The sequence below is a fragment of the Erwinia sp. AK-PDG3-5 genome, from assembly GCF_056821705.1.
In genome coordinates this window covers 2,036,248-2,048,391 of record NZ_CM165967.1, presented here as the reverse complement: position 1 = coordinate 2,048,391, position 12,144 = coordinate 2,036,248, and the positions used below count along the sequence as shown (strand labels likewise).

The 12,144-nt window shown below is 54.2% G+C and carries 10 protein-coding genes; all 10 read right to left on the bottom strand.

Annotated elements, in window-relative coordinates; all coding sequences use genetic code 11:
* Nucleotides 1-75: 75 nt before the first annotated feature.
* The 10 genes from AC1UKS_RS09415 to AC1UKS_RS09370 all read right to left on the bottom strand — a co-directional run bounded on the left by AC1UKS_RS09415 (nucleotide 76) and on the right by AC1UKS_RS09370 (nucleotide 12,100).
* Nucleotides 76-1,746, bottom strand: coding sequence for a methyl-accepting chemotaxis protein (locus AC1UKS_RS09415; RefSeq protein ID WP_482436600.1), 1,671 nt, complete (start codon nucleotides 1,744-1,746; stop codon nucleotides 76-78).
* A gap of 196 nt (nucleotides 1,747-1,942) precedes the next feature.
* The gene (cheW, locus tag AC1UKS_RS09410) at nucleotides 1,943-2,440 is read right to left on the bottom strand and encodes a chemotaxis protein CheW (RefSeq protein ID WP_265910724.1); all 498 of its coding nucleotides are present in this window, start codon (nucleotides 2,438-2,440) and stop codon (nucleotides 1,943-1,945) included.
* Nucleotides 2,441-2,464: 24 nt separating this feature from the next.
* A complete protein-coding gene (gene cheA / locus AC1UKS_RS09405) occupies nucleotides 2,465-4,438 on the bottom strand; it encodes a chemotaxis protein CheA (RefSeq protein ID WP_482436599.1) in 1,974 nt (657 codons plus the stop codon).
* A gap of 10 nt (nucleotides 4,439-4,448) precedes the next feature.
* The gene (gene motB / locus AC1UKS_RS09400) at nucleotides 4,449-5,489 is read right to left on the bottom strand and encodes a flagellar motor protein MotB (RefSeq protein ID WP_482436597.1); all 1,041 of its coding nucleotides are present in this window, start codon (nucleotides 5,487-5,489) and stop codon (nucleotides 4,449-4,451) included.
* 3 nt (nucleotides 5,490-5,492) lie between these two features.
* Entirely contained in the window at nucleotides 5,493-6,380 is an 888-nt protein-coding gene (gene motA, locus AC1UKS_RS09395; RefSeq protein WP_013202557.1) for a flagellar motor stator protein MotA, read from the bottom strand.
* A 129-nt stretch (nucleotides 6,381-6,509) separates the two neighbouring features.
* A complete protein-coding gene (flhC, locus tag AC1UKS_RS09390; protein ID WP_013202558.1) occupies nucleotides 6,510-7,088 on the bottom strand; it encodes a flagellar transcriptional regulator FlhC in 579 nt (192 codons plus the stop codon).
* Nucleotides 7,088-7,441: a flagellar transcriptional regulator FlhD gene (gene flhD / locus AC1UKS_RS09385; protein ID WP_041692028.1), complete on the bottom strand. Its 354-nt coding sequence runs from the start codon at nucleotides 7,439-7,441 to the stop codon at nucleotides 7,088-7,090. Before flhD ends, flhC begins: the two co-directional genes overlap by 1 nt.
* A 938-nt stretch (nucleotides 7,442-8,379) precedes the next feature.
* Nucleotides 8,380-9,810: an alpha,alpha-trehalose-phosphate synthase gene (otsA, locus tag AC1UKS_RS09380; RefSeq protein ID WP_482436596.1), complete on the bottom strand. Its 1,431-nt coding sequence runs from the start codon at nucleotides 9,808-9,810 to the stop codon at nucleotides 8,380-8,382.
* Nucleotides 9,785-10,594, bottom strand: coding sequence for a trehalose-phosphatase (otsB, locus tag AC1UKS_RS09375; protein ID WP_265910727.1), 810 nt, complete (start codon nucleotides 10,592-10,594; stop codon nucleotides 9,785-9,787). Before otsB ends, otsA begins: the two co-directional genes overlap by 26 nt.
* Nucleotides 10,595-10,918: 324 nt before the next feature.
* Nucleotides 10,919-12,100, bottom strand: coding sequence for an HD-GYP domain-containing protein (locus AC1UKS_RS09370; RefSeq protein ID WP_482436595.1), 1,182 nt, complete (start codon nucleotides 12,098-12,100; stop codon nucleotides 10,919-10,921).
* Between the last annotated feature and the right edge of the window lie 44 nt (nucleotides 12,101-12,144).

Below are 12,144 nucleotides of genomic sequence, written 5' to 3'. Positions count from 1 at the left end.
TGGGATCTTTATGCAGATATCCGCCGATTGCTCAGCGGATAATCTTATGACGGCATTTTTACTGCGCAGAACGGATTAAAAGGTTTCCCAGTTGCTGTCCGAGGCAACCGGCGCGGTGGCTTTGCGCGCCACCGGCGATGCTGCCCGTTTCACGGTGCTGGCTTTCGCCGCCGGTGTGAAACCGGACTCTTTGCGCACGCGGAACACCGCGACGGCCTGCGTCAGACGGCTGGCCTGATCTTCCAGCGCGGCAGCTGCAGTGGCGGATTCTTCCACCAGCGAGGCGTTCTGCTGCGTCACGCGGTCCATTTCGGTCACGGCGGTGCCCACCTGGTCGATGCCTTTGCTCTGTTCATCAGAAGCAGAGGCAATCTCGCCCATAATGTCGGTCACGCGGGTCACGGCGCTGACGATATCCGCCATGGTTTCGCCTGCGGTACCCACCAATACGGTGCCGCTGTCGACGCGTGCCACCGAATCTTCAATCAGCCCTTTGATCTCTTTCGCCGCCTGCGCACTGCGCTGGGCAAGGTTACGCACTTCACCGGCAACCACCGCGAAGCCACGACCCTGCTCACCGGCGCGCGCCGCTTCCACCGCGGCGTTCAGCGCCAGGATGTTGGTCTGGAAAGCAATCCCGTCGATCACGCTGGTAATGTCAGCAATTTTTTTCGAACTGCCGGCAATGTCGCTCATGGTTTTCACCACGCCATCCACCACCTTGCCGCCTTTCAGCGCGGTTTCAGACGCGCTAAGCGCCAGCTGAGAGGCCTGACGGGCGTTCTCGGCGTTCTGCTTCACGGTCGCGGTTAACTGCTCCATGCTGGCCGCGGTTTCTTCCAGTGAGGCAGCCTGCTGCTCGGTACGGGCAGACAGATCGTTATTGCCGGCGGCAATTTCGCTGGCACCGGTATAGATCGCATCGGAACCGTCGCGTACGTCGCTAACGGTACGCACCAGCGCCTGCTGCATCTCCAGCAAACTGTTTGCCAGCTGGGCCATTTCATTACGGCCTTCTACTTCGATGGTGTGCGTCAGGTCGCCGCCCGCAATGTGGCTGATATGGGCAATGTTGTTCTGTAATGGCGTAATCAGGATCTTGCGCAAGCCCACCCAGCACAGGGCGATCAGCGCGACAACCAGTACCATGATGGTGCCAATCACCCACAGCATTTTGCTGTACGCCGCTTCGTTGGCCTTCACGCCCTGCACTGTGATTTCATTCAGGGCGGTACGCCAGACGGTATAGGCCTGCTGCATATCATTCTGCTTCTGCTCGATGTTCAGTTTGAACATCTCAGGCAGCTGCTTGCTCTGCATCAAATCCAGCATGGTCGACAGCGCTTTGGAATAGCTGACGTAGTTCTGCTCAAGGTCATCAACCACTTTAGGGTCAACACCCTTGGTGTTCGGGATGGATTGATAGCGCGCGTAAAATTTGTCGGCATCAGCCAGCAGTTTCTTACCCTGATCGGAAATCGCGGTCAGCGACGCGCTGTTGATGCTGTTGGCCGTTTCACTCTGCAGACGCAGCATGCCGCGGTTCAGGGTGATGCGGGTCTGGTTCAGTGCAATCCACGCGTCGGTGAAGGACGCCACGTTGTCACTGGAATTTTGCGCAATGGAAAAACTGTCTTTATCGCTGGTCAGCGCGCCGATAAATATGCCGCCAGAGATCAGCTGCAATGAGCCAAAAACGAGCAGGACCAGCAGCAGGCTGGTGACCACTTTGATGCGTGTGAACATAGAGAACCCTTGGTGTGTAAAAGTAAAAAACAACACCGGATCTATCGGCTTTTCAGGGCCATACTTTATGTTGCGAGAGAGATATTTTGCGGAGATTTATTTTGCTATATAAAACAAAGACCAAATAATATTGTAACTAAAAAAAGGGCCCTGCGTGTTGCGCAAGGCCCATTTTCAACAGGAAAAATAACGGTTATCAGGCGCTACGCAGCACGTCGACTAACGCCATTTCTTCGCTGTTCAGCAGCTTTTCAATATCGACCAGAATCAACATGCGATCGCCCAGTGCACCCAGGCCGGTCAGATATTCGGTCGACATGGTCACCGCAAATTCCGGTGAAGGACGGATCTGGTCGTGGGTCAGTGACAGCACGTCAGACACGCCGTCAACCACGATACCGACCACGCGCTGTTCCAGATTCAACACGATCACCACGGTGTTTTCGTTATACCCGACATCGGACTGCGCGAACTTAATGCGCAGGTCGATGATTGGCACGATAACGCCGCGCAGGTTGGTCACGCCTTTGATAAAGGAAGGCGTATTGGCGATGCGGGTAACCTGATCGTAACCGCGGATCTCCTGCACTTTCAAAATGTCGATGCCATATTCTTCGTCACCCAGCGTAAACACCAGGAACTCCTGACCTACGGTTTCGCCAGTGAGTTTAGAGACAGTTGCCATTCCATTCATAATTCTACCCTTAATCGGTTAAAGTCAGGCTGCGGCTCCCGCCACACGCTTTTCACGGTTGAGAGACTGCAGAGCCGATACGTCGACAATCAGCGCCACGCTGCCATCACCGAGGATGGTTGCTGCCGAGATACCCGGCACTTTGCGATAGTTGCTTTCCAGATTTTTAACCACCACCTGGTGCTGGCCAATCAGCTGATCGACCAGCATCGCATAGCGTTTACCGGCGCTTTGCAGGATCACCACGATGCCCTGCGTTGCTTCGGTTTTTGCGCCCTGCACATCGAACACGTTCCACAGCTCAACCAGCGGCAGGTATTCGCCACGCACTTCCAGCACGCGCTCGCCACCGGCCAGCGGATGCAGATCGTCTGCCAGCGGTTGCAGCGATTCCATCACCGCGTTCAGCGGCAGAATGAACACTTCGTTAGCTACGCGCACGGACATGCCGTCGAGGATCGCCAGCGTCAGTGGCAGCAGAATTCGAATGGTGGTGCCTTTACCCTGCTTCGACGAGATTTCGACGTGACCGCCCATCTCCTGGATATTTCGCTTCACCACGTCCATGCCAACACCGCGACCCGAGACGTCAGTCACCTGCTCCGCCGTGGAGAAGCCAGGGGCGAAGATCAGCATGCCCACTTCTTCATCGCTCATCGATTCGCTGACCGGCAGGCCAGACGACAGCGCTTTCGCCAGGATACGTTCACGGTTCAGACCGGCACCGTCATCAACCACTTCGATGCAGATGTTGCCGCCCTGATGTTCCGCGGAGAGGATCAGGTTACCGATGGCGTCTTTGCCGGCGGCAAGACGTTTTTCCGGGGTTTCGATACCGTGATCCAGGCTGTTACGCACCAGGTGCGTTAACGGGTCAATAATGCGCTCGATCAAGCTCTTATCCAGCTCGGTCGAGCTGCCTTGCAGGGTCAGCTCCACTTCTTTACCCAGCTTGCTTGCCAAATCGCGCACCAGACGTGGGAAGCGGCTGAAGACATATTCCATCGGCATCATACGGATGGACATCACCGATTCCTGCAGGTCACGGGCGTTACGTTCTAACTGCCCCATGCTGTTCAGCAGGTCGCCGTGGGCAACCGGATCCAGTTCACCGGAACGCTGCGCCAGCATCGACTGGGTGATAACCAGTTCGCCAACCAGGTTAATCAGCTGGTCCACTTTTTCTACCGCAACGCGGATACTGGTGGATTCGCTGGCCTTGGCGACCGCCTTTTTCGGTGCTTCACGTTTCGCCGGCGTAATGTCGGTGACCGTGGCCAGTGGTGCGGCCGGCTCTTCAGCCACCGCTTCAACGATTGGCTCAACCGCTATTGCTGCTGACGGCGCCGTCAGGAACTGGATTTGCGCTTCTTCAATCACAAAGCACAGCACCGCAACGATGTCATCCTGATCGACGGTAGAGTCAAGGGTCACTTCAACCGAGGTTTCGCCTTTCACCACGTCAGAAACGGTGCCCAGATTCCCCAGTTCTTCCAGCATTAATGGAATTTCTGCCGGTTTCAGGTCCACCAGCGCCAGTCTCAGACCGGCGGCCGCCACAGGCGCGTTCGCCGCGGCTGCCAGCGTTTTAGGCGCTTCAATCACTTCACCCTTGGCTTCTAACGCTAACTGGCGCAGCGCCTGACAGATGTATTCAAACGTCGCGGCATTGGGTTCCGTGGCGGTTTTATAGGCATCCAGCTGTTCTTGCATAATATCTTTGGTTTCCAAAAACAGGTTGATGATATCGGTGCTCAGCTGCATTTCGCCGCGACGAGCGCCGTCGAGAATATTTTCCAGAATATGCGTGGTTTCCTGTAACACAGTGAAACCAAAGGTACCCGCCCCGCCTTTAATCGAGTGGGCCGCACGGAAGATAGCGTTAAGCTGTTCCGAATCCGGTTCCTGTGGGTCTAACCCCAGCAGGTGTTGTTCCATGTCGGCCAACAGTTCGTCGGCTTCATCGAAAAACGTTTGATAAAAATCGCTAATATCCATGCTCACGGGATCACCTCTGCTGTGAGTCGCGATCGGTCTGGGCCGCCGGTACCGGGTTAGCCGGAGCGGATGCTGTCGGTTTTACCTGATCGCCTGCTGGCTCAGCCACTGGGGGTTGAGGGTCTGGTTTTTTTGTGGCATCGGCAGGGAGTGCCGGTGCGACGATTTCTTTAAGGCTGCCCGCATTGCTGCCGCTGATTTGCGTCGCGTCGCTCTCCGAGTTTTCTTTCTCAATCTGCAGCTCCGTGTCGTGGTTCAACACCAGCAGACTGATTCGACGGTTTACAGCATCATCCGCGCCGCGGTTTTTTAAACTCATGGTGTCGGCCATCCCGACCACGCGCAGCATCTTGCCGCTATCCAGTCCGCCGGTGACCAGCTCACGCCGTGAGGCGTTCGCGCGGTCGGCAGACAGTTCCCAGTTACTGTATCCGCGGTCGCCATTGGCATACTGAAAATCATCGGTATGGCCGGCAAGGCTGATTTTGTTCGGTATATCGTTCAGGATCGGTGCAATTGCCCGCAAAATATCGCGCATATACGGCTCAACTTCCGCGCGACCGGTTTTAAACATCGGCCGGTTCTCGCTGTCGATAATCTGAATACGCAGCCCCTCTTCCACCATATTGATGATCAAATGCGGACGCAGGGCCTTCAACCGTGGATCCGATTCGATCAACTGGTCGAGCTTTTCACGCAGACGGTTAAGACGGATTTCATCCAGCTTGCGTTTCTGCGCATCCATATCCACCACCTTGTGGACCTCGCCCGATTTCTGGGTTGGGTCCTCGCCGCCGCCGGGGATCACGCTGATGCTTTCACTACTCTTCGAACCGCCGGTCAGTGCCACTTTCAACGGCGTCTTAAAGTAATCGGCAATCTGCACCAATTCCTGAGGGTTCGCGATCGACAGCAGCCACATCACCATAAAGAAAGCCATCATCGCGGTCATAAAGTCGGCATAGGCAATCTTCCATGAGCCGTGACCGCCCTCATGTCTTTTATGCTTCTTTTTCTTAACCAGAATAATGGGGTGATTGTTATGCTTCATGCGTCATGCGTCCTGGTCTGAAGTCTGTTTCGCTGGTGATTTTGCGTTACGGACATGCTCCTCCAGCTCGGTAAACGACGGTCGGTCGGTTGAGTACAGCGTCTTACGACCAAACTCAACCGCGATTTGCGGCGCATAGCCATTCAGGCTGGAGAGCAACGTCACTTTGATGCACTGCATCATCTTGGTGGTTTCTGCACATTTCTGCCGTAACACCCCGGCTAACGGAGAGATAAATCCGTAGGCCAACAAAATGCCGAGGAAGGTTCCCACCATCGCGTGTGCGACCGATGCCCCTAACTCTGCTGCCGGGCGGTCGGCGGATGCCAGCGTATGTACCACCCCCATTACCGCCGCCACGATGCCGAAAGCCGGAAGAGAATCGCCAACCGTTTGCAGCGCCGTTGCCGGCACTTCGCATTCGTGTTCGTAGGTTTCAATCTCTTCGTCCATCAGCGCTTCGATTTCGAAGGCGTTCATATTGCCGCTGACCATCAGACGCAAATAGTCGGTAATGAAGTCCACTAGTCTTTTATCGGCAAGGATGCGCGGGTAATTAGCAAAAATTTCACTTTCCTGCGGACTTTCAATATCCGCTTCCAGCGATAACATGCCCTGCTGGCGGGATTTGGCCATAATGCGGTACAGTAAGGCCATCAGATCCATATAGACGGCTTTGTTATATTTTGAGCCGCGCATTAATAATGGCAGCGCCTTCATGGTGGCCTTAATGGCTTTGCCATTATTCCCCACGATAAATGCGCCAATACCGGCGCCGCCGATGATCAACAATTCTGAAGGTTGATAGAGCGCGCCAAGGTGGCCACCGACCATCGCGTAGCCCCCCAACACCGACCCGAGTACCAGGATATACCCAATAATAATTAACACACTAAATCCTTACGTCTGGTGACGTGTGGGTTGAAGAAGAGCGCTTCAGGATGTTTCTACCCGCCGCAGGCAAAAAAAAAGCAGCGGTTAAATAACCGCTGCTGGATGCATTCCACGTTGTGAGGAGAATTAAACGGCTTGTTTAATCTCTTCCTCCAGCAGTTGTGAAATGTTATCGGCAGATTCCCCGATAAGTTTACGTCTTTTTACCGCACGGGATGGCGGCTGGCACAGGCTGCAGACAAAACTGCCAACCGGCTGGTGTGCGTGGTTGATGAAACTGCCGTTGCAGCTTTTGCAATCGGACAGTTCGAGCATTCCGCTCTCAACAAACCGGACTAAGGTCCAGGCGCGGGTCAGCGCCAACAGCGGGCCTTCGTCCTGTTGCGGGCACTGTTCGAGATAGAGTCGGTACGCTTTGATTACCGCGTCCACACCCTTGCTCAACCCGCTTTTAAGAAGGAACTGCCAGGCGTTACAGAACATAGAAGAGTGAATGTTCTGTTCCCAGGTCATAAACCAATCGGTTGAGAACGGCAGCATGCCTTTCGGCGGTGGGCTACCGCGCAGTTCTTTATATAATTTAATTAAACGGCCACGACTCAGCTGCGTTTCGCTTTCTAACATTTGCAGACGCGCACCCAGCGAGATCAACTCCATCGCTAATTGAATATCGCGCGCTTCCTGGACAATACTTTTTTCACTCATTAGCTCGCTCTCTTTTTAGGCAACTCGTCGCTTTTACCCGACACGGTGCGTAATAAACGGCTGGATAACAGAATACCAGTGTGGATTTGCTGTAAATCGTCCACGCGTGATTCCTGCGTCAAGCGAGTAATTGTATTGTGGTCGTTGAAGCGAAACTGACAAACAAGCTGATTCGTTTCAGCTAACTTCACCATTTCAGGCAGAGTTAATTGAGAAAGTGTATCTGCCATTGCTTCATCGATACCGAGACGAAACATCGCAGAGGCTTTTTCCTGGTTAATAAGGCGTTGAGCAAGCAATAAATAAGACAAGTTGATGTCGTAAATATGTTTGAGTAATTCTGATGTACCCATTTTTTTTCCATCCTGACTGACACTACTTAAACGTTTGCGGATTACGCCGCTACCTTGGTTGCTGATTGGTAAATCTAAGTTGGCAAATAATTTAGTGGCAGAAGCCAAACGTTTGCGAAGCTGTAAGGTGCCAATTAGCGCCTGTCCAGAAAGTAGTCATTAACTCATTTTGCCAGTACTGCTTCCCTGTTTTCCGTCCGCTTTACCTGACCCTGGAGTCAGACTTTTCTTACTACCTTTTAGGACTATTCCGAAAACAAGGCAACTCTATCCCCTCTGATTTCGACATACAACGAGGGCCAGGCCAAATTTTAGATAAAGTGTGACGCAGATCACACTTTTGGGGTAAATTAACTAAAATAACCCTTCAGCGATGCTGTTGATTAGTTCACTAACTAATCAATTTACCCCCTTTTTGTCACAATTTAACAAACCCGTATCATTTCCAAATGAAAACGATTCTGGTTACGAGTATTAAACGGAACGGGTGCGTGATTTAGATCAATATCAGCTCAACAATCTGTGTTGACAAAAATAATCAGAATTTAATGCTGGATATGCGACATAAGTAGCGATCACAAAATAGTCACGAAAGGTGACTGTCAGGAGTGTGTATGATGACTGAAATGTGACATAGCGCAGGTTTCTATCAGCAAGCGATAGCGTTTCGTAAGCCTTATCCAGCTTGTGTTTAGGGCGTGTAAAGGGATGTAATCGGCAGTTACATTAGTGATATGAATGTTTTAGCGGAATTTTGAGCTATCAGGGTAAGTATCGGCACTCTGCAGACAATCTTTAGTGGAAAGGGGCAATTTTCGTTATTTTTCTTATAAATGGCTCTTTTTTGAGGAAAACTTAGACCCCTGTCTCATTTATGGTGCTGATTTTAGTCGAAAAAAAGGGCGACCTGAGATCGCCCTTTTGTTTACTGGCACAGATTATGCTAGTCGCGGAAAGGTGGCGACCTTATTGGCCTCCCCCTGCTCCGTCGTGCGCAGCTCTACAGCCTGCAAATCCTTCAGATAGGTTTTACGCCAGTTGCTGATATCGTTGCGTCGCAGCACGGCCATCATGTCGTTATAACGAGAGATACGCTCGTTTAACGGCATGGTCGCCGCCTGGTTCAACGCGGCGGCCACTTCATCACGATCGTAAGGGTTCACAATCAGTGCGGAGGTGAGCTCGTTGGCGGCACCGGCAAAGCGAGACAGCACCAGCACACCCGGATCGTTCGGGTCCTGTGCGGCGACATATTCTTTCGCCACCAGGTTCATGCCATCGCGCAGCGGCGTCACCAGACCAATATCGGTCAGGCGGAAGATTTTCATCAGCAGACGGCGATCGAAGTGCTGATTAAGGTAATACAGCGGCGTCCAGCCCAGCGTGCCGTATTTGCCGTTAATACGCCCGGCTTCCGTTTCCAGCTGATGGCGGATGTCCTGATAGGCCTGCACGTCACCGCGCGAGGTCGGGGCAATCTGCGAATAACGGATCTTGCCGTGATGCTCAGGATAGTTCTCCAGCAGCGCTTCATAAGCGAGGAAACGCTCAGGCAGCCCTTTGGAATAATCCAGACGCTCACAGGCAATGATGTTTTTCGCATCGCCCAGGTCTTTTTTCATTGCAGCCATCTTCGGCGGCAATGGCCCTTCCGCCATCTCTTTAATGCTGTCTGGCTCGATGCCGATCGGGTAGACCTCAGTGGCGAAGGTGTTGCCAAAGGCGCGATGCTGCTTGCCGTCAGTCTGCAACTGCGTCATCAGCGACAGGCATTCGAGGAACGCCGTGCGGTCACTCTCTGTCTGGAAGCCCAGCAGATCGTAATCACACATCATTTCCAGCAGCTCATTGTGCGGCGGCAGCGCATTGAAGATTTCCGGCGTCGGGAACGGAATATGCAGGAAGAATCCGATGCGGTTATTCACGCCCAGCTTACGCAGTGCGGCCGCAAATGGCAGCAGGTGATAATCGTGGATCCACAGTACATCATCCGGCTTCAGCAGCGGCAGCAGGCGGTTAGCCAGCAGCGTGTTGACGTTGCAGTAGCCTTCCCAGGCTTCACGCTGGAAGTTAACCAGGTCAAGCCGGTAGTGGAAAGCGGGCCACAGCACGGCATTGGAGAACTGCAGATAATACAGGTCGTAATCGTTTTGATTCAGCCCGAAAGAGGCGTAGGTGACGTTGTCCTGTTCGAACAGGTCCATATCCTCGTCATCTTCACCGATTTCATTGATTTCGCCGTTCCAGCCAAACCACAGTCCACCGGTGGTTTTCAGGGCATCCACGATCCCGACAGTCAGACCGCCTGCGCTGGCCTTGGTCCCATCCGGTACAGCGATGCGGTTAGATACGACTACTAAGCGACTCATAACCTTGACTCCTTACCGACGTTGTTTCGTCTTGATCTAGTTGTAATAGTGTTTGTTCAAGCCAGTGGTAAACCGCAGCGACGTCCGGTAACCGGTAGCCGGCCTCCGTTGGTCCCTCGCCCACTTTAATGGCGATGCCGTCCATAGCATTGATAACCTTAAATCCGGCTTCATCTGTCACATCGTCGCCGATGAACACAGGCGTTCTGCCGGCGAACGGGGCCTGCTGCATGATCGCGTCAATAGCCGCCCCTTTACTGACGCCTTTCGGTTTCAGCTCAACCACACATTTGCCCGGTTGCAGAGCCAGCACCGGGAAACGTGCGACCATCGCCTCGGCCAGTGCCAGCACGTCCTGCTGATAGTGTTCCGCACGCCGGTAGTGCAGCGCGAAGGCCATTCCTTTGGTTTCAAGTTGGGTATCCGGCATTTTCGCCATCGCCTCGCCCAGTAAAGCAGAGAGCGAACGGGCGACGTCATCCGGCAGGGACAGGCGTTCAATGTTGTCCTGGCCGTCGCGTCGTTCAGCACCGTGAACGCCAGCCAGTGGGAGGTGCAAGGGTGCGACCAACGCGTCCAGCTCAGACATCGGACGGCCCGACACCAGTGCCAGCGCGCCATCGGTCAGGCGGCTGAGTCGGTCCAGGTGAGAAATCACTTCTCCGGGGATAAACACTTCATCCGGACGGGACTGAATGGCAGCCAGCGTACCATCGACATCGAAGAAAAAAGCATACCGGCCGCTGGCGGATAACTGGGGCGCGGTTTCATTCTGGGTGTTCAAAGTATTCCTCCTGATTGAGTGTGTTACGGCGATACGTTCATCGGGCTGTGTTACGGCCCAACTCACGGGGGAGGGTCAGATGGCGTATCTGAATCACCCACAACGCACGAGGAAAACGCAGCAATATCAGCATTCAGTATAGACGCTGATCCTGACTCTGCCAGACAATACGCGGCTTTGAGCCCGGATCGATGCATCCAGCCTGCCAAATTACTGGGGAAAAAGACATAGGAGAAAGGCGAAATGTTTAGCGGAAATGACTCGGAAAAACTGTGAGTGACAGGGGTAAGGGTTCAGGCGGACCGATCCGCCTTTGCCCGACCCTCAGGCTACCGGCTTCATCCACAGCGCATCAACATTGATGCCGTGCCAGTTAGTGGACTCTTCCGGGCCGGTAATGCTGTCCCAGCAGAAGCGATCGGCGAGGTCGACGATCTCCGGTGACAGCCTCTGGTTGGTGACCAGTGAATAGAAGACGCAGACTTTGGGTTGCAGCAGTGAGCCTCCACCCGGTTCGGCGACCACCGCAATGCGTCCTGAGGCGAGACGCACGGTGGAGCCCACCGGATAGATGCCCACCGCCTTCACGAAGGCGAAGAACACCTTGCGGTCGAAGTGCCCTTCCCAGCTGGCCATTTGGTGCATGGCGCTGGCCGGATTCCAGCCTGCTTTATAAGGCCGGTTAGAGGTGACCGCATCATAGACGTCGCAGACCGCCGCCATCCGCGCCAGCAGCGAGATTTTTTCACCGGCCAGGCCATGCGGATAGCCGCGTCCATCGAATTTTTCATGGTGGTGTAACGCCACGTCCAGCAGATCTTCGCCGCCGCCGCTTTTCCGCAGCAGCGCTTCGCCAATCACCGGATGCTGTTTCATGATGTCGAACTCGGCGTCGGTCAGCTTGCCGGGCTTGTTGAGGATATCCAGCGAGATCCCGGCTTTACCCACGTCATGCAGCAGCCCGGCGGTTCCCGCCCGCCGCACCTGCTCTTCTTCCAGCTGCAGCTGCCTGGCCAGCGACACCATCAGCGCGCAGACGGCGACCGAATGCAGATAGGTGTAATCATCATGGGTTTTCAGCCGCACCACGCTCAGCAGCGCGGCAGGATGTCGGCTGATCGAACCGCCGATTTCATCCACCAGCGGCAGCGTGCTGACAGTGTCGATGGTACGTCCCAGCCGGGCATCGCTGAACATATCCATTACCTGCCCTTTGGCATTCAGGCAAATCGCCTGCGCCTGCTCAACTTCTTGATGCATGCTGATGGGACCACGCGGCACGTCCGCCTGGTCTTCTTCAATCTCTGTGTCTGTTTCGTCCGGCGCCCGCCCTTTAGACAGATCGATCCAGACTTCTTTAATGCCGTTTTCTGCAATCACCTGGATCTGCAGATTGGTGGTCAGCAGCATGTCGTTGTGGACGAGCGGATGCTTGAGCCAGAAAACCTCCAGCTTGTGCACATACATCCCAACGCGCAGCGCCTGTACCTGAATTCGCCTGATCATCCTGTGCCTCTTTGCCAGTTCCTCCATTCAGCACAGGTATCGGC

What these genes read in the sequence shown, in the direction of transcription:
- flhD (WP_041692028.1), bottom strand. Translation starts at nt 7,441, where the DNA reads ATGGGTACATCAGAATTACTCAAACATATTTACGACATCAACTTGTCT.
- cheA (WP_482436599.1), bottom strand. Translation starts at nt 4,438, where the DNA reads ATGGATATTAGCGATTTTTATCAAACGTTTTTCGATGAAGCCGACGAA.
- AC1UKS_RS09415 (WP_482436600.1), bottom strand. Translation starts at nt 1,746, where the DNA reads ATGTTCACACGCATCAAAGTGGTCACCAGCCTGCTGCTGGTCCTGCTC.
- cheW (WP_265910724.1), bottom strand. Translation starts at nt 2,440, where the DNA reads ATGAATGGAATGGCAACTGTCTCTAAACTCACTGGCGAAACCGTAGGT.
- otsA (WP_482436596.1), bottom strand. Translation starts at nt 9,810, where the DNA reads ATGAGTCGCTTAGTAGTCGTATCTAACCGCATCGCTGTACCGGATGGG.
- AC1UKS_RS09370 (WP_482436595.1), bottom strand. Translation starts at nt 12,100, where the DNA reads ATGATCAGGCGAATTCAGGTACAGGCGCTGCGCGTTGGGATGTATGTG.
- flhC (WP_013202558.1), bottom strand. Translation starts at nt 7,088, where the DNA reads ATGAGTGAAAAAAGTATTGTCCAGGAAGCGCGCGATATTCAATTAGCG.
- motB (WP_482436597.1), bottom strand. Translation starts at nt 5,489, where the DNA reads ATGAAGCATAACAATCACCCCATTATTCTGGTTAAGAAAAAGAAGCAT.